Annotated in this window: 18 protein-coding genes; 5 read left to right on the top strand and 13 right to left on the bottom strand. The window is 68.9% G+C overall.

Translation table 11 applies throughout. From position 1 onward, the window contains the following. Window positions 1-183: 183 nt before the first annotated feature. Complete coding sequence (locus VF106_RS07510; RefSeq protein ID WP_330838853.1) at window positions 184-345, top strand: hypothetical protein; 162 nt, start codon at window positions 184-186, stop codon at window positions 343-345. 9 nt (window positions 346-354) lie between these two features. On the opposite strand, the gene VF106_RS07505 is transcribed toward VF106_RS07510, so the two are convergent. Next, on the bottom strand, window positions 355-4,383 hold the full coding sequence (locus VF106_RS07505; protein WP_330838852.1) for a glycosyl hydrolase 115 family protein: 4,029 nt from the start codon (window positions 4,381-4,383) through the stop codon (window positions 355-357). 222 nt (window positions 4,384-4,605) lie between these two features. Between VF106_RS07505 and VF106_RS07500 the strand changes: the two genes are divergently transcribed. Then, window positions 4,606-7,881, top strand: coding sequence for a S8 family serine peptidase (locus VF106_RS07500; RefSeq protein WP_330838851.1), 3,276 nt, complete (start codon window positions 4,606-4,608; stop codon window positions 7,879-7,881). A gap of 70 nt (window positions 7,882-7,951) precedes the next feature. Here the strand turns inward: VF106_RS07500 and VF106_RS07495 are convergent, their stop codons facing one another. Then, window positions 7,952-8,839 (bottom strand): SAM-dependent methyltransferase, encoded by an 888-nt coding sequence (locus VF106_RS07495; protein WP_330838850.1) that lies wholly within the window; start codon window positions 8,837-8,839, stop codon window positions 7,952-7,954. A gap of 92 nt (window positions 8,840-8,931) precedes the next feature. Here VF106_RS07495 and VF106_RS07490 point away from each other — a divergent pair, with 92 nt between their 5' ends. Beyond that, on the top strand, window positions 8,932-10,473 hold the full coding sequence (locus VF106_RS07490) for an outer membrane protein assembly factor BamD (protein ID WP_330838849.1): 1,542 nt from the start codon (window positions 8,932-8,934) through the stop codon (window positions 10,471-10,473). Window positions 10,474-10,499: 26 nt separating this feature from the next. Here VF106_RS07490 and VF106_RS07485 read toward each other — a convergent pair whose 3' ends face one another. The 9 genes from VF106_RS07485 to VF106_RS07445 all read right to left on the bottom strand — a co-directional run bounded on the left by VF106_RS07485 (window position 10,500) and on the right by VF106_RS07445 (window position 19,784). Continuing rightward, the gene (locus tag VF106_RS07485) at window positions 10,500-11,636 is read right to left on the bottom strand and encodes a mandelate racemase/muconate lactonizing enzyme family protein (RefSeq protein WP_330838848.1); all 1,137 of its coding nucleotides are present in this window, start codon (window positions 11,634-11,636) and stop codon (window positions 10,500-10,502) included. Further along, window positions 11,633-12,532: a dihydrodipicolinate synthase family protein gene (locus tag VF106_RS07480; protein WP_330838847.1), complete on the bottom strand. Its 900-nt coding sequence runs from the start codon at window positions 12,530-12,532 to the stop codon at window positions 11,633-11,635. Before VF106_RS07480 ends, VF106_RS07485 begins: the two co-directional genes overlap by 4 nt. Further along, a complete protein-coding gene (locus tag VF106_RS07475) occupies window positions 12,529-13,782 on the bottom strand; it encodes an MFS transporter (protein WP_330838846.1) in 1,254 nt (417 codons plus the stop codon). Before VF106_RS07475 ends, VF106_RS07480 begins: the two co-directional genes overlap by 4 nt. A 181-nt stretch (window positions 13,783-13,963) precedes the next feature. Continuing rightward, complete coding sequence (locus VF106_RS07470) at window positions 13,964-14,608, bottom strand: GntR family transcriptional regulator (protein ID WP_330838845.1); 645 nt, start codon at window positions 14,606-14,608, stop codon at window positions 13,964-13,966. A 97-nt stretch (window positions 14,609-14,705) separates the two neighbouring features. Further along, entirely contained in the window at window positions 14,706-15,305 is a 600-nt protein-coding gene (locus VF106_RS07465; protein ID WP_330838844.1) for a TetR/AcrR family transcriptional regulator, read from the bottom strand. A 27-nt stretch (window positions 15,306-15,332) separates the two neighbouring features. Beyond that, window positions 15,333-16,391: a hypothetical protein gene (locus VF106_RS07460; RefSeq protein ID WP_330838843.1), complete on the bottom strand. Its 1,059-nt coding sequence runs from the start codon at window positions 16,389-16,391 to the stop codon at window positions 15,333-15,335. Continuing rightward, window positions 16,388-17,836 (bottom strand): NAD(P)/FAD-dependent oxidoreductase, encoded by a 1,449-nt coding sequence (locus tag VF106_RS07455; protein WP_330838842.1) that lies wholly within the window; start codon window positions 17,834-17,836, stop codon window positions 16,388-16,390. Before VF106_RS07455 ends, VF106_RS07460 begins: the two co-directional genes overlap by 4 nt. A gap of 258 nt (window positions 17,837-18,094) precedes the next feature. Then, the gene (locus VF106_RS07450; RefSeq protein WP_330838841.1) at window positions 18,095-19,093 is read right to left on the bottom strand and encodes a pentapeptide repeat-containing protein; all 999 of its coding nucleotides are present in this window, start codon (window positions 19,091-19,093) and stop codon (window positions 18,095-18,097) included. Between the two features lie 43 nt (window positions 19,094-19,136). Continuing rightward, on the bottom strand, window positions 19,137-19,784 hold the full coding sequence (locus VF106_RS07445) for a TetR/AcrR family transcriptional regulator (protein ID WP_330838840.1): 648 nt from the start codon (window positions 19,782-19,784) through the stop codon (window positions 19,137-19,139). Between the two features lie 45 nt (window positions 19,785-19,829). Between VF106_RS07445 and VF106_RS07440 the strand changes: the two genes are divergently transcribed. Together VF106_RS07440 and VF106_RS07435 are read left to right on the top strand one after the other, a co-directional pair. Further along, entirely contained in the window at window positions 19,830-20,621 is a 792-nt protein-coding gene (locus tag VF106_RS07440; RefSeq protein ID WP_330838839.1) for a thioesterase family protein, read from the top strand. Window positions 20,622-20,687: 66 nt separating this feature from the next. Beyond that, window positions 20,688-21,077, top strand: coding sequence for a hypothetical protein (locus tag VF106_RS07435; RefSeq protein WP_330838838.1), 390 nt, complete (start codon window positions 20,688-20,690; stop codon window positions 21,075-21,077). On the opposite strand, the gene VF106_RS07430 is transcribed toward VF106_RS07435, so the two are convergent. Together VF106_RS07430 and VF106_RS07425 are read right to left on the bottom strand one after the other, a co-directional pair. Continuing rightward, window positions 21,074-21,694 (bottom strand): dihydrofolate reductase family protein, encoded by a 621-nt coding sequence (locus tag VF106_RS07430; RefSeq protein WP_330838837.1) that lies wholly within the window; start codon window positions 21,692-21,694, stop codon window positions 21,074-21,076. The genes VF106_RS07435 and VF106_RS07430 overlap by 4 nt on opposite strands. Beyond that, a partial coding sequence (locus VF106_RS07425; protein ID WP_330838836.1) for an SRPBCC family protein occupies window positions 21,694-22,177 on the bottom strand: 484 nt, incomplete at its 5' end. The genes VF106_RS07430 and VF106_RS07425, both read right to left, overlap by 1 nt.

Raw genomic sequence — 22,177 nt, 5'->3', positions numbered from 1 at the left:
GAGTGGGAGCAGACCTCGACGTCAGCGTGAATCGTCACCGGGCGAAGATGTTCGGTCAAGAGCGAATTCAGAACATCCGCGCGGTCGTACCCACAGAACCGAACACGCGTCTGGCACGTCCCCTGGTCGGGAGGCTGAAGACGAGTCTCCTCGCCCGACCCCGCCGTCTCGAGAAAGCTGGTCATGACCCCACCACCGACCGAACCGCAACCCGCGTCTCCGCCCGGCCGGCGTTCCTCGTGGCTATGGGTGATCGTCGCCGCACTGGTGATCGTCGCCGCGGTGGCGGCCGCGATGATGCTGATCACCGGCCACGCCACCGGCGCCACCCAACCGGCGTGGTGAACGCGCCTTTCACCGGCGGTCGGGCCGCTCCGGTTGTTCGCGCTCGCTCGGGGTCTGGAATCCGGTGAATCCTGGTGCGACATTCGTGGTCAGTGCGATCTGGTTCGCCGCGAAGCCGGCTTCTCGGTCCCACAGTGAGATGGTGTGCCGGCCCGGCGTGAGGGTCAGCGCCGCGGCGCTGACCGACGTCGAGCCGTACCACGTCTCGACGCCGGTTTCCGAGGTGCCCTTCGAGGAGTGGTAGCGCCACCGGCCGTCGACGGCCACGTGGTAGGAGTCGGCGTCCTGGTTCGGGTTGCTGGAGTTGACGAACAGGTAGTACGTCCCGGCGGTCGTGATGTCGACGGTGAACGCCAACCGCGGTGGCGTTCCCGCCGCCGCGCTGCCGTTGACGCGGTCCGCCGGCCCCGCCGCCAGCAACGCCTCGGCCTGCGCGACGTTGTTGGCGAGCCAGTTCGCCTTCGCGCCGCTGTCCGCCACGGGGACAGCCTGGAGCCCGTTGCGCGCCAGCGCCCACGTGTGGGTGCCGTTGTTGCTGTCGACCACGGTGGCGTACTCGCTCCGCTCCAGCGCGTCCGACGGATCGATCACGACCAACCCGTCCCGCTCCCGGTACGCGCCGCGCGGGGCACCATCGGCCTGTGTCACCGTCGCGGTGAGGACGGCAAGGCCACCACCGGCCGTGATCGTGATCTCCGCGATGCCCACCCGGTTGCCGGTGATCGTCACCACCCCGTCGTCGATCACGGTCGAAACGGCGGTCTCGTTGTTCGATGTCGCCGTCACCGCATCGTCGACATCGTCGACAGCGAGGGTTTCCCCGACCGGCACGGTGATCGCGGGCAGCACCCGGAAGTTCGCGACCTCCGGCGGAAGCTGCGCGACGGTTGCCTCCCGGACCGGGGCGATCGTGTTCGGGCTCTCCACCGGACCGACGAGGCCGTCCCCGACAGCGCCGCTGCGCGTCTCGATGACGATCCAGTCGAAGGCGATGGCGGCGTCCGACCGGTAGACCACAAGGTCGTGCCAGCCGGGCTTCGCGACGTCGACCGTGAACCTCAGCGGCTCGATCTGACGCATGACGTTCTCCGCCCATGCGTTGCCGCAGTTGGTCGTCGCACAACCCGCCAGCAGCACGGGAGCGTTCCCGTCGAGCCCGATCGCCGTCTGCGCGGTCCGCCGGGTGCCGTCGTCCTCCCGTCCCTCGTTCAGTGTCGGCACCCGGAAGTAGGTGCCGGTGAACTGTCCCGTGGAGGAGAAGTGAACGCGATACCTCAGCTTCGCGGTCGACGCGAAGTCGGCGTCGACACGGGGTGCGGTCTCCGGGAACGCCTTCATGGCGTCGCCGCGTTGTGCGAGGCGCTTGACCGGACGCCACTCGCTTCCGTCGGCGCCGGCCACGTTCTCGGCGAAATGCTCGGCCTCGACGGCGACGTAGCCGTTCGTCTCGATGTGCCCGCCGGGTTTCACCGCGGCGGTTTCCGCGTCCTTCTGGACCGCCCGGTCCGCCTGCACCGTGAACGCCGCCACCGGGTCGCCGCCGGTCGCGCGGTGGACGCGGATCGTGCCGGTCGCGCTCGCCGGCAGCCGTGCCCAGTCGACGGTCACGGTGACCCGGTGCTCGGTGGCGGTGGTGCCCGAGGCCTCCGAGAGGATGATCCACGGGGCGTCCGCCTCCACGACCCACTCCTGTGCGGTCGCGTTCCGCGTGAACACGTCGAAGAAGCGCTCATCCTCGGGCGACGCCGAGTAGAACCGCAGCGTGCCACCGCCCGGCGTCCTCTGGCCTTCGGCGTTGGCGCCGATGCCGTCGACCGGACTCGCGACGCCGGCGTACCTGTTGTCGGTGAGCATCACAACGCCCTGGTTGCCGCCGTGCGGGTGGTTGAAGCCGATCGCCTTGTCCCACTTGCCATCGCTGCGTGCGTCCCAGTACTCCTGGTCTTCTCTGATGCGTTCGCGGGCCTGCTTCGACAGCAGCGCGTAGATCGCCGCGCTGCCGTAACGGCCCTGATGCGCGGACAGCTGGTTCTTCCAGTAGTAGCCGATCTGCTCGGCCATGTTCCGGTACGAGCGAACCCGGTGCGTGACCTGTTGGTAGAACGCGGACCGGTAGTCCTCGTCCAGGTCGGTGTCCGCCAGGATGTCCACCAACTCGTTGGCCTCGTTGACATATCGCTGAAGCTCGTCGCCGTCCGAGGTCGGGCTGAACGGGTACGAGAACTCACCGGGGAACACCCCGGAGTCGGCACTGGCCGAGCCTCCCACGCCCCAGTACTCGGCACGCTTCGTGCTTTCCAGCCGCGAGAACCGGTTGAGCACGTCCACCACCACGTCCGCCCGCCGGCCGCTGAGTCCGAAGTCCCGCGCCACCTGGTCGGTCAGGAACCTGTCGATGTCCGAGTCGTCGGTGTCCCAGGCCAGCTTCGCGAACAGCTCGGTCTTCATCTCGCCTGGCTTGATGTCACCGACGTTGAGGATCCAGAACCGGCCTGCGCCGGAGTTCCACGCCCGCCGCAACTGCTCGACCATCAGTGTCATCGGCGTGGAGTTGAGCCAGAGATAGCTCTTCGGCCAACCCCAGTACGAGCTGTGGTAGTAGATGCCGTTCCCGCCCGGCCTCGCGGCCTCGGTCGCCGTCGGCACCTGGCGCACGTAGCCTGCGTTGTCCTCCGCCCACACGAGGGTCACGTCGGGCGGGATGTGCGCCTTCAGCCCGTTGTTGTAGAGGTCGCCCATCTCCTTGTAGGGGATGAACACCTGCGGCATGGCGTCGACGCTGCCGTAGACCTCCGCGATCAGTGCGCGCTGCTCGACGAGCACGTCGCTGACCATCGCCAACACGTCGGCGAACCCGTACGGGTTGCCCGGGGTGAACGCGGGTGCGTCGTCGTGCACGCCCCGGAGACCGAGCGGGATGACGCTTTCGAACCGCGCGTTGGCGACCAGTCGCTCACGCCAGTACTGGATGATGGCGGGCTTGTTGATCGAGTAGTTGTACGCGGCGCGGTAGTCCGCGCCCTTGATGTCGAGGGCGACCTTGTTGCGTTCGTAGAATGGCCGCCACTCCTCGACGTTGCTGCGCAGCATCAGTTCGGCGTGCGAGGAGGACATGATCACGCCGTACCCGGCGGCTTCCCGCGCGTTGACCGGGGTTCCCGTGTCGTACATGCCCGTGTCGGTGGCCGCGTTGAACGACGTGGTGCCCTCGTGCATCGCGGGCCACAGCGTGTTCAGCCGGAGGCGGAGCATCATCTCGTAGACGTGCCGGTAGTAGTTGACCTCGGGTGTGCCCCTGCCGGTGGGGAACTTCGCCTTCGCCCACTCGATGGTGCGTTCCTCGTCGTTGATGAAGATCCCTCGGTACTTCACGTCGGGCCCGTCGTCGACGAGAGTTTCGCCGCGCACCACGATCTCGTTCCGTTGCCGCACAGGGACGTCGCTGAACCAGTACCAGGGCGACACCCCGATCTCCTCGGAGAGGGAGTAGATCCCGTAGATCGTGCCGCGAGCATCGCTGCCCGCGATCACGAGAGCCCGGCCGACCCCCGCGACGGGCGCGTCCACGACCTTGACCGCGTACGCCTCCCACGCACCGGCGATCCGCGCGGCCTCGTCGAACCTGCCGGCACCGATGATCCCGTCGACCAGCTCGCTCTGCCCGACCACCCCGACGATGACCGCCGTCTCCTCGCCGTCAGGCTCGGACAGCAAGGCAGGAACCTTGCTGGGATCGGCGCCGGCCAGACGGGCCTCCTTCGCCGCCTCGTCGTCAACAAAGCGGTTCCGCACCACACCGGCGTCGATCGCGCCGGTGACCATGGCGACGTCCTGGCGCAGATCCTGAACCGCGCGACGCACCTGACGGTAGTCGCGGTCGTCGTGGTCCCCGCCGTAGGACCCGTCGATCAGGATCGGCGCGGTCGCCGCGCCGTCGTAGATCGTGAAGCGGGTGTCGGCCGCCCGTGCCGGCGTCGCGGCCGTCAGAAGAGCGCCGTGCAGTGCGCAGGCAGCCAGGACGGCGATGAAGCTCCGCATCCTTTGTTCCTTCAGCCAGTAGAAAGCTGATCTCGTGCGCTACCGGCGGATGCAGGGGAGCGACGCCGATAGGTGAGCGAAGCGAGCTCCTCATCTTCAAAACCTTTGTGTGGCTTGTCAATACCCCGGACGTTCCATGCAACCTCGCGGGGCTCTGGCGACTTAGTCGAGTGGATCAAGCGGTGGCCGGTGAGGTGCCGCCGTGTGACTCAGGGAGAGTGAATGATCCACCGAAGAGTCCGCGCGACGGTCGCGGGCTTGTTCGCCGTGGCGACCGTGGGCACGGTTGTGTCGGCCGGCGGTCCCGTGGCGTTGGCGGCCATGCCCACGCCGAAACCGGGCCCGTCCGCCACCGTCACGCTCGTGACCGGCGACGTGGTCACGATCGGCGGCCCCAGGATGGTCGACGTCACCGCGGCGAGAGGCCGTGAGCACATTGGTTTCCGCGCGACGCTCGACGTCGACGGTGACATCACCGTCATCCCGGAGGACGCCGCGCCGCTGGTGGTCTCCGGTCGGCTGGACCCGCGCCTGTTCGACGTCAGTGAGCTGGCCAGGTCCGGATACTCCGACGCCGACCGCAAGGACCTGCCGCTGATCGTCGACTATCCGGGCGCCACCCCGAAGGCGGCCGGCGCGCGGGCGGTCCGGGAGCTGCCCGCGGTGGGCGCGGTCGCGACGATCGCCGAGAAGAGCCCTGATTTCTGGACCTCGGCACGTGACTCGGCGACGAAGATCTGGCTGGACGGCCCGGTGAAACCGAGCCTGGACCAGAGCGTGCCGCAGATCGGCGCGCCGGAGGCGTGGGCCGCCGGGCACACCGGCGCCGGCGCCACGGTCGCCGTTCTCGACTCCGGCATCGACAGCACGCACCCCGACCTGGACAAGGCGGTGACCGCCGCCCAGGACTTCACCGAGAGCCCGAGCGGCACCGACGACGCCGTCGGCCACGGCACGCACGTCGCGTCGACGATCACCGGTGGCGGCGCGAAGTACAAGGGTGCCGCGCCGGACGCGAACCTGTTGAACGGCAAGGTGATCCACGACGCCGGCCTCGGCTTCGAGTCGTGGGTCATCGCCGGCATGGAATGGGCGGCCGCGAACGGCGCCGACGTGGTCAACATGAGCATCGGCAGCTCGCAGCCGAGCGACGGCACGGATCCGGTGTCGTTGGCGCTCAACAGGTTGACCGCCGAGACGGGCACACTGTTCGTCGTGGCCGCCGGCAACGCGGGCCCGTACGCGGGGTCGATCGGCAGCCCCGCGGCGGCCGACGCGGCGCTCACCGTCGGCGCGGTCGACCGGAACGACGAGCTGGCCGAGTTCTCCAGTCGCGGGCCCCGTCCGGGCGACGGCGCGATCAAGCCAGACATCACCGCGCCGGGGGTGGACATCACGGCCGCGAAGGCCACGAACGGCTGGATCGGTACCCCGGTCGAGGACGGCTACGTGATGCTGTCCGGCACCTCGATGGCGACTCCGCACGTGGCGGGCGCCGCGGCGATCCTCGCCGGGCAGCACCCGCACTGGACCCCGGAGCTGCTCAAGTCCACGCTCGTGTCCAGCGCGAAGGCGAACCCCGACCGGACCGCGTTCGAGCAGGGCGCTGGCCGGGTCGACGTCGCCGCCGCGGTCGATGCGACCGTGTCGGCATCGCCGGCGAGCCTGAACCTGGGCACCGTCCAGTGGCCGCACGGCGACGACCAACCAATCGCGAAGACCGTCACCTATGCCAACAGCGGCACCGGCCCGGTGACCATGGACCTGGCCGCCGAGATGACCGGCCCGGACGGGAAGCCGGCGCCCGCCGGCATGTTCACCGTGTCCCCGGCCCAGGTCACCGTGCCGGCCGGCGGGACGGCGTCGGCCACCCTGACCGCCGACACCCGGGTGAACGGTGCCGACGGCGACTACACCGGCGCGGTGGTCGCGACCCACGGCGACGCCACCGTGCGGACCGCGGCCGCCGTGAACCGTGAGGTCGAGAGCTATGACGTGGAGTTCACCTTCCTGGGCCACGAAGGGAAACCCACCCCGTGGTACGGGTTCCGGTTGGTGCCCCAGGACGTCCCCGTCGCGATCCACGCCTGGGACGAGTCGGGGACGGTCGTCGCACGGGTGCCGAAGGGCACGTACTTCTTCGACGCCTGGGCACAGACGGAGACCGACGAGCGGTGGCCGTCGACCGACTTCAACGAACCCGCGTTCGTGGTGGACGGTCCGGCCAAGCACACGTTCGACGCCAGGAACGGCGTGAAGCTCGGGTTCACCGTCGACCGGCCGGAGGCGAAGACCGTCATGGTGGCGGTCAAAGCCTTGATGGAAACGGAGTTCGGGCTGACCGGCAGCATCTTCCTCGACACCACGGGCGCCAACCGACGTCTGTACAGCCCGTCGCGCACGACCGCGCCCGGTGACTTCACCTTCACCATGGCCGCCCAGCTCGCCAAACCGGACGGCACCGGCCAGGAGCCCGGGTTCCATGCCAGCCCGTACCTGTACAACCTGGAACACGCCGACAAAAGCGGTGGTGTGCCAACCGATCTGACCCACCACGTCACCGACCGGCAACTCACGAAGGTCAACTCGACCTACGCGGTGGCGACACCGGGCAAGATCGGCATCCGGGACGACATCCTCACCATGCCACTGCCACACACCATGACCGAGTACTACACGCCCGGCAGCGAGTGGCTCCCGAAGTTCGCGGAGGCGACCGACTGGAACGAATGGCAACCCAGCGGCGTGGTCAACGAAACTTGGCTGCCCAGGTCCTACGACGCCGGTCGGACCTACCGGGAGCGTTGGAACGTAGGGGTTTTCGGGCCGGGCTTTCTGTCCTATCGCATCAGCCAGTTCGGACCGCCTTACCCGCCAGGGGAGCGCTTCGCGAGGACCGGTGACGAACTCCTGCTCGACCCAGGCCTGCGCAGCGACCAGAACCCTTCCCGCGGTGGGACTTCCGAGTCCATGACGGGCACGTGGGAACTCCTCCGGAACGGCCAGCCCTTCACGAAGGGCACCTACCCCGGCTGGATCTGGGCCATGCTGCCGCGCGACGAGGCCACCTACACGGCACGGTCGACGACCGCCATGCCCGGCCCACTGTCCACTCGGGTCGACGCGGAGTGGACGTTCCGCTCGGCGTCCACGCCCGGCAACGCCCCGACACCGATCCCGGCCCTGGCCGTGCGGTTCGCCCCGGATCTGGACGACCACAACGCGGCGAAGGCGGGGAAGAGGTTCAGCTTCCCGGTCCACGTGCGGCGCAACGGCGCCGAGGACCCGGGCCGGGTGAACACGCCGGTCGTCGAGATCTCCTACGACGACGGCAAGACCTGGCAGAAGGTTCGCCTCACCCGACACCACGGCCAGTGGAGAGCGGAGGTCATCCACCCGGCGAACGCTGAGTTCGCGTCACTGCGCTCATCGGTGTCCGACGCCGACGGCAACTCGGCAAAGGCAACGATCATCCACGCGTACGCACTGACGAAGTAGACCGCACAGTGTGAGCCGGGGCCCCGCTTTGTCGTGGCGGGACCCCGGCCGTGCGATTGGCCGGCGCTTGTCAGGCCGGCTTCCTGCCCACGCCCGCCCAGCCAACGGCATGGTTCGGTGTGGGAAAGGCGATCGGCCGGACCGTGGGCCCGGTTTCCTCCGGATGCCACTCGGTGAGCCAGGTCCAGCCCGGTTCGAGGACCTCGAAGTCACCGAGCATGGCCTCGATGTCCTTGTGTGAGCGCCAGATGGCGTTGCTGCTGCTCGAGGTGTCGTACATCCGCTTGAGTTCGACGAGGTTCTCGCCGACGTCCGGTGGGACGCCCTCGTCGGTGATGTGTGACATGCCCAGGTAAGAGCCGACGGGCAGTCGGTCGCGCAGGCGCGCGACCGACTTCGGGCCGATGTCGGTGACGCCGTCGGGACCGGGCTGGTGGACGTGCAGGACGGCGATCAGCAGGAGGGCGATCGGCTCGTCGGGGTCGAGCAGACCGGTGGCCATGGCGCGTCGCCACAGGTCTCCTGGTTCTCGTAGGTCGGCGTGGATCACGCCGTGCCGGTCGGTGTTGCCTTCGTTCTCGAGAAGGATCTCGGCGTGGGCCACCGCGATCGGTTCGTTGTCGACGTAGACGACATGGGCGTCGGGTGTCCGGCCGAGGTCGACGGCCAGTTCGTCGGCGATCTGGTGGGTGTTGCCGACGGTCGGCATGCCGGCGCCGACGTCGAGGAACTGGCGGATGCCCAGCTTCGTCAGGTGCCGCACCAGCCGGTTGAGGTAGAGGCGGTTGGCGATGGCGATGTTCCGCAGGAGGGGGAACTTCTGCAGTACCCGCGCGCCGAACTCCCTGTCGATCGCCCAGTTCGCGTTACCACCGAGGTAGTAGTCGTACACGCGCGCCACGCTCGGCCGCTCCACGTCCACACCCGCCAGGCGAAGGTCCGGCGTTCCGTTTTCCACGAACCAGATGCTATCGAACGGCCGAATGCGCGCGCGGTCGAGATCACGCGTGTGGTTTCCTTTGCTTCTCGACACTCACCTGGGGGAAACACATGGACACACCGGAGAGACCTGACATCCAACAGGGGTTCGGCGACGACCCGCTCGAACCGACCCCCGAACCTCCGGTCGCGATCATTCCGGTCGTCGCCTACGAACCGACCGTCCAACCGGCGATCTCCTACGCGCCAACACCTCCGCCGACGCCGCCCGGCCCACCGAAGTCGGTCGCCGGCGCCTTGCTGCTCAACCTCACCGGGCTCGGCCTCGGCTACGCGTACCTGCGCAACCGAGGCCTCCTTGTCGCCACGCCGGTGTTCACGGCCGCACTGGTCACCTTCGCGTTCCTGAGCCCCGCCGCCGCCCAGCCCTGGCTGTGGCGCGGGGTCATCGTGGGCTGGCTGGTCGTTCTCGGCCTGCACGCGGCGTTCCTCGCCTCCCGGCGGGCACCCGGTGCGTCCCAACGCACACCGGTCCTCGCCGGTGCGGCCGCGGTCGCGGTCATGGTCGCTGGCTACGTCGGGTACGGCATCGCGGGCGGGGCCGTGTACGACGACGGTGTCGCCGCGCAGGAGGACGGTGACTGCGCGACCGCGACGAGCGCGTTCGAGAAGGTGACCGGTCCGTTCGAGCTGACGCTGAGCCCCGAGGTCCTCCACGCGCAGACCCGGCTGACGGAATGCGCCGCCTACGAGCAGGCCGTCGCCGCGCAGAAGCGTGACGACCACGAGTCGGCGATCACCCTGTACAACGACTTCGGCAAGATCCACCCGGACAGCGTGCTGACGAAGTACGTGCACACCAACCTCGCCGACACCCACTTCGCGAAGGCCACGAACTGGCAGCCGCCGGTGACGTCGAACGACGCGCAGGTCTCCGTGGACACGCTTCTGATGCTGCGTAAGGACTTCGGCGACACCGAGGCCGCGAAGAAAGCACCGCGGGCGATCACGGACGTGTTCGCGGCGGCCACGACGCCTTACGCGGAGGGCAAGTTCTGCGACTCGCTGGAGGTGCTCACGTACTTCGCCGGGCTCGAACCGGCGGGCGCGGGGGAGCAGGTGGTGGCCGAGGCGAACGCCTACCGGGCGCGGTCGCTGTACGAGTGCGGGCTGAGCCAGGCCAGGGAGAACCTGGCCCCGCAGGCGATCGAGACGATCGAGACGTTCCTCACGGCGTACCCGAACGACCCGGGCGTCCCGCAGGCCAGCTCGGCCGTGATCGCGGCGAAGGTCTCCATGGCATCGGGGGTGCCGTTGCCGGTGCCGCCTCCGCTCGGCGGCAACGACCCCGGCTCGATCCCGGTGACGTTCTACAACGACAGCAGCAGGCCGGTGACCATCCTCGTCGCCGGCCCGACCGCACACGAGATCACGCTCCCCCCGTGCGGTGTCTGCCCGGAGAGCTACCCGCAGAAGGACGACCCGGCCGCGTGCAAGGACAAGAACGGCCGCCCGTCCGTGACAACGCACCTCACCCCGAACACCTACTACTACATGACCGTCGACGACTCGGCGGGTCCCGGTTCGACAGACTCGGTGACGCCGATGGTCGGCTACCAACACTGGCAGTGCTCATACCGGTGGCGCCCCTGACGGGACCAACCGCCTGCCGGCGACGATCACATCCATGCGGTCGAACCGTCCGGGCGGACCGGGACCCGCCGGGTCCACGACACCCAGTCGTCGGTCGTCAGGGCGGACTCGTCCACCTCGACGCCCCAGCCGGGCCGGTCCGGCCGCAGGTCGAGGTGACCGTCCACCGGCAGGTAGGGGTCCTGGCACCACGACACGTCGTCGACTTTGTACTCCAGGAGGCCGAAGTTCGTCGTGGCCGCGGCGAAGTGCACGTTCGCGGCGGTCGCGAGCGGGCCGAGCGGGTTGTGCGGCGTGACCGGGACGTAGTGCGCGTCCGCGATCGCGGCGATCCTGACCAGCTGGGTCAGCCCGCCGACGACGCAGATGTCGGGTTGCACGATGTCCGCGCCGCCTGCGGTGAGCAGGGCGAGGAACTCCTGCGGCGAGTACAGGCACTCGCCGGTCGCCAGCGGCACGGCCAGTTCCGACCGGATCCGTGCCCACGCTGGCACGTGCTCCGGCCGGATCGGCTCCTCGAGGAACAGCGGCTCGTTCGGCGCGAGTGCCGCGCCGAGCTCGACGGCCTGGCGCGGCTCCCACAGGCAGGCGTGGGCGTCGAACGCGAACTCGAACTCCTCGGGGTGGCTGTGGCGGACATCCCCGAAGTACTCGCCGATCGCGCGGGCAACGAGCCCGAACCGCGTCCGGTTCGGGTCGCGCCGGTACGGGCTCAGCTTGAACGCGGTGAACCCGTACCGATCGTGCAGTGCGGACGTAGTGTCCCGCAGTTCCGCGACGTCCGGCGCCGAGTACAGCCCCGCGTAGACCCGAACCCGGTCCCGGACCGCGCCACCCAGCAACCGGTAGACCGGCACGCCGAGAGCCTTGCCGGCGATGTCCCACAGCGCGAGGTCGATCGCGGCGATGGCGGCCAGCCCGAGCGCGCCCTGCGGGAACCGGCTGGACTGCAGCAGGAACTGGTTGATCGCCGTGGGACGCAACGGATCCATGCCCTGGATCTGCTCGAAGAGGTAGGAGAGCAGCGGAGGGTAGGCGAGGTCCGGCCCGTGGTTGTACACCTCGGACCAGCCGGCGACGCCCTCGTCGGTCGTGATCTTGACGAGCACGCGCGGCCGGTCGCCCACCCGCTGACGGAACGTCTCCAACGACATGATCTTCATGGCACGAGCTCCCGCCACGGCTTGATCGCCTCGGTCACCTCGTCCGCCAGGTCCTTCGGCAGCACATGGCTCGGCGGGCGGACGTCGCGGCGGCACAGGCCCAGTTGGTGCATCGCCTCCTTCACGGCCGACACGTTGTTGGCGGCGCGGTCCCGTGCCCGCAGCTCCTCGAAGTGCCGGATCTGCCGCCACACCACCGCGGCCTCCTCGTAGTCGCCCGCGCGCAGCGCCGTGAGCAGGCGCAGCGACACCGAGGGCGCCAGGTTCACCAGACCGGACGTGAACGCTCGGGCGCCGGCCTGCCAGTAGGCCGGCGCGTAGGACTCCGCCAGCCCGGCGATCCACAGTAGACCGTCGCCGGCATGCGCTTGTGTCGTCGCGAACACGACCGGGTCCGGCACGGAGTACTTGAGCCCCACCACGTTCGGCGCCCGCTCCACCAGGCGCGCGATGTGCGTGCCGGACACCGCAGGGTTGCTGAGATAGGGCAGCACACCGATGTCCGGTACGGCGGCCGCGATCGCCGCGTTGTACTCGACCCACCCGTCCGGAGCCACGTACGGCAGCACCGGCTGGTGGATCATGACCGCGTCCGCGCCGGCGTCGCGGGCGAAGCGGGCGTCGGCGACCGCCGTCGGTATGTCGAACCCGACCCCGGCGACGATCGTCGTTTCGGCGCCGCGGGCCGACACGACGGTGGTGAGCACCGCGCGGCGCTCGTCGGCGGTCAGCGCGTAGAACTCGCCGGTGTTGCCGTTCGGGGTCAGCGCGGTGATCCCGTTGTCGACGAGCCTGCCCGCGAGGGCGGCGGCCCGGTCGTGGTCGACCTCGCCGTCCTCACGGTAGGGCACGACCGGGATGCCGATGACGGTGCTGAGCCGCTCGACCAGGTTCACTCAAGGGTCCTTTCCGCTTCGACGGCCGGGGTGACGGGCTTGATCCGCACCCAGAACAGGTAGATCGACGCGCTGATCAGGCAGCAGGCCGCCGCGCCGACCAGCGGGCCGACGTAGGAGCCGCTGCCGAAGGTGAGGAAGAGGCCGATCACGATGGGGCTGGTCAGGTTGCCGAGCTGCGAGCCGAAGTTCTGGAACCCGGCGAACAGGCCGACGCTGCCCGGGGACGGGGCGACCTCGGCCGGCAGGCTCAGGATCGCGGCGCCCGCGAAGGAATGGGCCGCGCTGCTGACGGTCAGGACGATCATCAGCACGAGGTTGCTCTCGATGAACGGCGCGAAACCGATGCACGCGGACACACCGAGGCCGGTCACGATCGGGACCTTGCGGGCCAGGTTCGTGGACATCCCGCTGCGGAGCATGCGGTCCGACACGACGCCGCCGAGAATGGTCGAGCCGATCGAGATCAGCGCCGGGATCGCGCCGACCATGCCGAACTGTTCCTCGGTGAAGCCGCGGTCCTCGAGCAGATAGCTGGGGTACCAGGTCAGGAAGAACGCGCCGGCGAGCGAGCGGAACACGTAGCCGACCGTCAGCGCCCACACCTGGTTGTCCCGCAACAGATCCCGCCACGACACCCGGTCGGTGGCGGCCACCATCTCGCCCTGGTCGGACCGGATGTGCGCCAGCTCGGCGGGGGAGACCCTCGGGTGGACCTCCGGGTCGCGGTAGACCGCGAGCCAGCCGAGGATCCACAGCACCCCGGCGGCGCCGATCACCAGGAACGCCAGCCGCCACCCGCCCCAGACGGCGAGCGCGGTCACGATCGGCACCGACAGTGCCGTGCCGATCTGCTGGCCCATGTCGAACAGGCTGGACGCGAACGCGCGTTCCCGCCGCGGGAACCACCGCGACACGACCTTGACGTTCGCCGGTTGCACGGGCGCCTCACCGACGCCGAGCCCGAGCCGGAACACGATGACGGAACCGACGCCGTGCGCGGCGGCGGTCAGCGCGGTCCAGATCGACCACCAGCCGACGGCGATCGGATAGATCACGCGCGGCCCGAAGCGGTCCAGCAGCCAGCCGGACGGGATCTGGAACAGCGCGTAGGTCCAGAAGAAGGCGGAGAGCAGCACCCCTTTGACGGCGGGGCTGATGTGGAACTCCTCGGACATGAACGGCACGGCGACGGACAGGGCGGCGCGGTCGAGGTAGGCGATCGTCAGCCCGAGGGCCGAGAATCCCACGACCGTCCACCGTAACCGGCTGCGTTTGACGATGTTTTCCGGCGACGCTGGCGAGATCGTGGGCGCGTTAGACTGGGGCATCGTTGCTCCTGGTGGGGGTGACGGTGGCGCTCCGGGCAAGGAGCGTGGATCTGAAGAGCTGCGGCCCGGGATCTTGGCGGAGAACGGGCCGCATCTCGTGTCAGTGCGTGTTCCTCCTCAGGTGTCTGGTGACGAAGCCGTCGATGTGGCGGCGGAGCAGGTCGGCGGCCTCCGCGCCGTTGCCGGCACGGACCTGGGCCAGGACAGCCGCGTGTTCGGCGGCCTCCTCCTCCCAGGAGGCTTCGCGGGCCCACGACGAGGCGGAGACCAGCGCGGTCTGGTCCCGGAGCGCGTCGAGGGTGCTCGTCAGCAGCGGGTTGCCGCACCCGGCGTAGAGGCCGCGGTGGAAGTCGCGGTTGGCCGTGCTGCGGGTGGACGCGTCCTCGGCCAGAGCGGCTCGCCTCAGTGCCTCCTCCGCCGCGGCGAAGTCGCTGCCTGCTGCCACGCTGCGCTTCAGTGCTTCCGGTTCGAGCAGCAGCCGCATGTCGTAGATCGCGAGGGCGTCCTGCTCGGTCAGCTCACGGACCGTCGTGCCGGTGTACGGGCGGATGACGACCAACCCCGAGCTCTCCAGGGTCTTGAGCGCCTCCCGCACCGGCGTCTTCGACACGCCGTACTGCCCGGCCAGGTCGTTCTCGACCAGTGCGGCGCCGGGCTTGAACTGCCCGTTGAGGATGCCCGCCTTGATGGCCTCGAGCACGTGCGCCGTCCGCGAGGGCAACGAACCGGGGCTGAGGGTGGTCACTGCGCAACACTCCATCGCGTATCATACGTCATATATGATGTGCGACTATAAGTCGTCGGAAGCCTCAGTGCAATGCACCCGCTGAGGAGCGGCGCGGTCAGGCGCGCAGTGCTGGGCCGATCCACCGGCGGACGAGGGCCCGCAGCTCGTCGTCGGTGAGTGGTGGGGTCGAGGGGTACTGCAGGAACGACATGAACAGTCGCATGAGGATCTCGGCGAGTCCTTCCAGGTCGGCGTCGGTTCTGACGCCGACGGCGGACCAGTCGACCGGCAGGTTGCCGAGGATCCGGGCGCCGAGGGAGAAGGACAGGGGAGAGGTGACTCCCGCGGTGAAGGAGTCGGTTTCGCCGGCCTGGAGGAGAAGGCCCAGGTAGGGCTCCTCGGGGACGGCGCGAACGGCGAACACCACGGACTCCACGGCGGCTTCCTCCGCGCTGCCGAACGTGGCCAGGTGGTTCTCCATCCGCTCGGCGAACTCCTCGGCCCCGGCCACGGCGACCGCGGTCAGGATGTCCGCCAGGCTCGGGAAGTAGCGGTAGACGGTCTGCCTGGTCACCCCGGCCTCGGTGGCGATGTCGGAGAGGCTGGTCTTGGCGAGCCCGAGCCGGTCGATGCACGCCGTCGCCGCCTCGACGATCCGGCGGCGCGCCTCGTTCTCGGTGCCGGGCGGGTTGCCCTGCCATCCGTGGTAACCCATGTGGTTAGTCTTCCCGAACGCGGCACGTCAGACGGTCGCAGGGGCCGTTCGACGCCGGTAGAGCGCGGCGAGCGACAGGCCGGCACCGACAAAGCACGCGAGTGCGTAGGGCCCGCTGCCGATCGGGGTGCCGTCGCTGGTGACACCGTCGTCGGCGGCGAGGTACGCCGGCAGTGCGCTGAGCCAGATGACCGCCATCCCACCCAGGTAGACGGCCGGGTAGAACCGTACGAAGGCCGACAAGGGCTCGCGGTCCGTGGCACGCGACAGGAGGATCCAGAGGCCCGCGACCCAGAGCAGGCCCAGCTCGACGCCGAGGACCCAGGCCTGCGCCGTGGGGTTCCCCTTGAAGAAGCTGGAGGGGATGCCGGCGATCGCCATGCTCGGTGGCGTCAGCACTCCGGCCACCAGGATGCTCGGCACGAGCGACCACCGTCTGGTCAGGCGTACGACCAGGTAGGTCATGGCGCCCATCGAAATCGAGGCGAACAACAGCATGCTGTTCATCGGCACCGACGCCATCGCGGGGTGGTTGACGATGTCGTTGTCCATGTTCCAGGCCCACCACTTCAGCTGGGGTCCTATGTGGTCGAAGACCTCGTAGAACACCTGGCAGGTGAAGGCGACGGCCACCGACCCGATCGCCGCGCCGCGGCGGGCGAAGATCCCGAGCGACCGCACCAGCTCGTAGGCGAGCTGGCTGAACGCCGGGTAGAACGCCACGATGTAGAGCGGCAACCGGTCCCACATGAACTGCACGGTGAACTGGTTGTGGGCGAAGATGAACCCGTACAGCTCGTCGAGACCGAACCATTCCGGGAAGTACAGCGGCGGCTCGGTCACGAAGAGGTAGACCAGCGAAGCGAACCACAGCGCCAGGTTGGTCGGATCCCCCGCGCGGTAGCGGCGGATCGCGTGTACCAGCGCGAAGACCGCGCCGCCGATGATGATCAGTTCGAGCAGCGGCATCGTCCAGTTGGCCAGCTCCCACGGGAAGCGGAACGAGACAACGGGGGAGACGTCGTGGCAGTCGAAGCCGAGGTCGCGGGTGACAGCCTCCGCGCCGGACCCGCAGTCCACATTCATCGGACGGCCGCCGTCGCCGGTGAGTAGTCCGTTGCCGGCGGTTCGGCACGAGGGTCGAACCCGAAGGGAACCCGGTGCCGACCCAACGTGGCACGGATGCCGTGGCGCACGAGCCGTGCGAGCACACCGGGGTTGCCCAGCATGTCGCCCAGCGACTCGTCGAGGTTGAACACCTTGGCGAAGTGCTCGTCGATCACCGGGTCCTCGCGGGCGGCGCCGACGATGAAGCTGAACGCGGGATCGGACACGGCCGCGAGGATCCGGCGGCGCCACTCGGCCGGCTTCTCGGTGCCCACCGCACACGCGTAGGCCTGGTCCCGTGCCATCGCCAGGCGCCACGGCACGCCGAGTAGTTTGCGTTGTGCCGTAAGGAATCGGGCGGAGAACGCCGCGTCGAGGTGCGCGGCGCGGGAGAGGTGCTCGCGCAGCAGCAGCGCCGAGCTCGACGCGGAACTGATGCCCTGGGCGTAGAACGGGTTGAACGCGCAGATCGAGTCGCCGACGAAGACCAGGCCCTTGGGCGGCGTCGCCCACCGGTCGTAGCGCCGCCACGTGTTGCCGGTCGACCGTGTCAGGTGGACCTCCGAGGTGGGGGTGCACCGCTCCATCGCGGCCGCGAACAGCGGTGTCCGCACCCGGCGGGCCGACTCGACGAACGTGTCGTCGGTGCGCGGCATGTCCAGCCCCCACGAGCCCATGCAGGCGATGACCCGGTTGCCCTCGATCGGGAAGAAGTTCACCAGGAACTCGTGCTCGGCGGGATGCTCGCCCTTGTCCCGCGTCGGCATGACCACGATGTGCTGCCACCACCAGGACGGCGGTCGCTCCGAGGGCAGCTCGTACCAGCGTGAGGTGTAGGTGACCTTGGCGTCCAGGGTCTGCACTTCCAGCTCGGGCCAGCCCGCCGCCATCAGCCAGCTACCGACCGACGAGCCACGCCCCATCGCGTCCACCACGAAGTCGGCGTCGAGATGCTCGTCGCCGGCGAGGTCGACCCCGGTCACCTCACCGGCGCGCGTGGTCAGGCCGGTCACCGTGACACGCTCGCGAATGGTCACGTTGGCCAGCTCGCGGACCTTGTCGCGCAGCACCCGCTCGATGAGCACGCGCGAGCTGTAGATCATCGTCATCGTGCTGCGCTTGCGTGCCGACCAGCCCTCCCCGTCGAGGTAGGCCGCGTCCATCGACGGCATCAGGTGCAACCCGCCCGCGGCGACGAGATCGTCCTCGAAACCGGGGAACAGCGCCCCGATCGCGCGCCGGCCCGAGTTCAACAGGAAATGGGGGTGCTTGCTCTGCGGCACGCCACGCCGGTGCTCGGCCTCCTCCGGGAGCTCGTCACGTTCCAGCACCAACACCTGGCTGAAGTACGGGGCGAGCGCCCCGGCCGCGCAGAGACCAGCGGCACTCCCACCAAGGACGACGGCAGTCCTGCCCAGCTTCATCGCCGACCAACTCCCTCGTCATTCATACAAATTGATCGCAAATGTATGAATGACGTGGGTCAGGTGTCAAGGGACGGTGATGGCACCGATCGGTTCGATCAGCGTTCGTCCTCGTCCCCGGCATGTGCCACAGAGACCGGAACCGAGCGCTCCTCCGCTCGCCGCCACCACGTCGACGACCTCGTGATCATCGGGGCACGGCAGCATCGAATGATCGAGGGTGGCTCGTCCTGCTGCGCTACCCCACAGTCGGGCGCGTCACTTCGGACGTATGAGGCGAACTCCCGCGAGTTCGATCCGCTCGAGGTCAAAATCGGCTGGCCAGGTGGTAGTGGCGTCAGCCACCGCGCCTTCCAGTCGTGCTCCGTCCAACTCGGCGTCACTGAGGTCCGCGCCGCGGAGGTCTGCCTTTCGGAGATCAGCGCCTCGTAGGTTCGCGCCGCTCAGATAAGCTCCGATCAAGCTGGCTTCGACGAAGCTGGTTTGTTGGAGGCGGCACCTGCGCAAGTCGGCTGACTTCAGGTCACTGTGGTCGAATATTGTTCCCTCCAGCCAGGAGCGTGCCAGATTGGCGTAGCGGAACTGCGTGTTGACCAACTGGCGACCTCGGTACAGCTGCATTCCGCGGAGGTCGACCCGGGACAGGTAGAGCCTCGTTTCGGTCGGTGACTCCCCCCGGGTAACCGGCGCGGGTAATCGTCGAGCCAGGACGCCGACAGCGGCTTGAACATCTGGGGCAAGGATTTGTAGCCATGCGCGTTCCTCGACGGTAGCTGTGGGGTGTTCTGGTCCGTTGGGTGCACCGACGTGCCATGCAGCGTGGTTGCGCACAAACGCCGCCAGCATGAACTGGATCGTGTGGCGGTCTGTCGGAGAGTTTCGGGAGATGCGCTCCAACGCGTAGATGGCGCCGAGGCGGATGTCGACGTTCTCGCTGCCGATCTGCTCGATGGCGCGGGTGAACCGCTCGGTGATCTGACCTTCGCGGTTGACCTGCACCTGGCGCCATGTGGCGACGGCACCGGCGATGACCAGTAGGCCGGCAACGGCCTGCAGAATGGTGGAGCGTGCGTTGTTCTGGAGCTGCCCTTGAGCCTGTTGCAGCTGGATGCGGGTTTCTGTGCTGGGTACTGCGTGCAGTTCAGCATCCGTCAGGTGCGGATACAGCAGTTGGGGAACGAACGCCAGGCCTCCGAGGACCGCGACCAGAAAACAGGTGAGGCCGACGACGAGGGACCAGAAGACTCTCCGTGTCACGAGGCGAATCCTGCTACACCCGCGCGAGACCGGGGCCGGCCCGTCAGAGGGCGTCGAAGACCGCTTTGAGTTCGGCGCTGGAGGACAGTTGGGGGACCCGGGTTTGCACGGCGGCGCCGAGGCCGGCCATGCGCACGACACCGTCGACGAACTGGTCCAGGTCCGCCGGCCACGGCAGGTGCGGCTGGGCGATGATCAGCGAGACGGCGCCGTGTACGGCCGACCACAGCTGGAGGGCGAGTGTTCTGGGGTCGCCGTGCAACAGGCCAGTGTGGACAGACGCTGAGATCGCCTCGGTCATGAGGCGGAAGCAGGACGCGGCGGCCTTGTTCTCGTGGATGGCGGGGCGCATCAGCAGTACCCGGTACTGCACGGGATGGTCGATGCCGAACCTCGCGTAGGCGCGGGCGAACCGGCCGATCGACTGGAAGGGGTCGTCGCCGCGAGCCTCGTGGAACAGGGACTCCAGCTCGCCCCACACCCGGATGCACACCGCCTCGAGCAGCGCCTCCCGGTCGGCGAAGTGCAGGTACACCGACGGTGTCGAGACGCCCGCCGCCGCGGCTACCGCACGCAGCGTCAGCGCGTCGTCGCTGCCGCCCTCGACCAGCAGCCGTTCGGCGGCGTCGAGGAGCTCCTCCCGCAACCGTCCACCCTCGCCCCGTCGTGCCCTCGTCCGTCGTGCCTGCACGAGATCACCTTGACACCGTTAACTTGACAATGTCAACCTGACCGCATGCAGACCTTCGCCGAAGCCACGGCGGTGCTTCCCCGCGGCGACGCGTTCGAGGCGGACCTCGACCCGCAGTGGGCCGTGGGAGACAAGCTCCACGGCGGCTACCTGATGGCGGTTCTCGGCCGGGCCGTCGCGGCCGCGTCCGACCATCCGCACCTCAACGCGATCAGCGCCGTGTTCCTGCGGCCGCCCGTGCCGGGGAAGGCAACGGTGTCGGTGGAACTCCTGCGCAACGGCCGTCGCTTCGACCAGTTCCGCGCCCGTCTGGCCCAGGACGGCGACGTCTGCGCGGAAGCGCTGATCACCCAGGGCGGCCTCGAGGAGGTCGACCCGTGGTGGACCAACGCGACCCCGCCGCCCCTGCCCGACGAGGCCGACTGCTTCCTGTTGCCGTCGACCCCGCCCGGCTCCGATTTCTCCGTCCCCCTTCTCGACGTCGTCGAGCACCGCCTCGATCCGGCCGCCATGGGCTTCGCGGTCGGCAAGCCGGCGACCGACGGCCGCGTCGGCGGCTGGCTCCGCCTGGTCGACGGCTCCGACTGGGATCCGCTGAGCGTGCTGGTCGCCCTCGACATGGTCCCGCCCGTTTCCCTCGTCCTGGGTGTACCGGGCTGGGCCCCGACGATCACGCTCACCGCCTACCTGCGCCGCGTTCCCGCGCCCGGGCCGCTGCGCGTCACCATGCACGCCACCGACATCACCGCGGGCCGCATGGACGAGACCGCACAGGTCTGGGACGCCAAGGGAAACCTCGTCGCCCAGGCCACCCAGCTGGCGGCGATCCGTACCTAGCGGGCAACCCGAACCGCCGGTCATTCCGTCCTCGAAACGCCATCCCCGTTTTCGGAGGACAAGACAATGAAGCTCCGGCGATCGACCGCCACGCTCGTCGCGGTGACAACGCTGACGCTGTCCGCGTGCGTACAAGATCAGGACGGGGCAGCGCCTGCCGAACCGCCGGCCGGTACCAGTTCCACCAACGCCGATCCCGGCGTGGCCCACGACCTCTACGCGCACTGCGGCCCCAACTACGCGACCTTCGACGGCCGGACGTGGAAACTGGAACGTCCAGTGGCGGACCCGCCTGGTGAGCCCTTCTCCCGAGGTAGCGTCAACTCCCTGCGTGGCACCATGCGACTCACCGCCGATGACCGGCTCCGGTTCACCGTGGACGCGGCCAGCCCGGTGATCCCGAACGCGGTCCTGACCTACCGGCCGACCACGGAGTCGCCGCCACCGTGCGTCTAGCGTGGGCGCACGGCGTAGGTCAGGTGCGTCACCCGCGACGAGGACTCCGAACGGACCGGCTCCAGCGCGACCCTGGACGCGTCCACGCCGTCGAACAGGCGGATTCCGGAGCCGAACAGCACGGGTGAGAGAGCGATCGAGAACTCGTCGACCAGGCCGGCGTTCAGGTGCTCCAGGATCGTCGCGCCGCCGCCGGCGATGCGGACGTCGCGGTCGCCGGCGGCCTCGCGCGCCTGGTCGAGGGCGTGTTCGATGCCGTCGTTGACGAAGTGGAACGTGGTGCCGCCCGGCCGCTCCCACGGGTCACGCTTCTCGTGTGTCACGACGAGGACCGGGGTGTGGAAGGGCGCCTCCTCCGGCCACATCTTCTCGCCCGCGTCGAACATCCGCTTGCCCATCACGCTCGCACCGGTGCGTTCGAACGTCTCCCGCACGATGTCGTTGTCGCGCCCTTCCTCGCCGCCCTCGCCGAGCTTCAGATTCTCCCGGAAGAAGCGCTGCGGGAAGATCCACTGCTGCAGTTCCATCCACTGGCGCCCCATCAGTTCCTCGGGGGACTCGGGCGCGATGAAGCCGTCCAGCGACATCGACACGCTGAAGAACACCTTCCCGGCCATCAGCCCTCTACCTCCTTCCGCGCGAGGTCGGTGACGTAGGCCGCCAGGCTGTTCAGGGTCTGCTGGCCTCCCTCGATCGCGTGGTACTTCTCGACCGCCTCGTCACGCAGTTCCTTGGTGGGGAACACCGTGCGCATCACGATCCGGGTCGCCGCACCGTCCGGCGCGAAAGTCAGCACCGACTCGAACGCGTTCGGGTCGTCGCGCGACTCACCGTGCAGCAGCGCGATCCGCTCCGGCGGGGCGATCTCGGTCCAGGAGATCCACTCGGTGTAGTCCGTCCCGTCCGGCCCGTGCATCACGAAGTCCCACTCCCCGCCGACGCGGAACTCGAAGGACCGCGTGGTGGTGGTGAAGCCCTCCGGTCCCCACCACCGTGACAGGTGCCCCACCTCGGTGAACGCCTCGAAGACCAGCTCCCGGGGGGCACCGATGACGCGGGAGATGACGATCTCGCGGTCGGCGGTCGAGCTCATCGCTGCT

Origin of the sequence: Actinophytocola sp., assembly GCF_036378875.1 — a bacterium.
In the GTDB taxonomy this organism is placed as follows: domain Bacteria; phylum Actinomycetota; class Actinomycetes; order Mycobacteriales; family Pseudonocardiaceae; genus Actinophytocola.
Note: the sequence above shows the minus strand (reverse complement) of the source record. Positions and strands in the feature narration are given on the sequence as shown.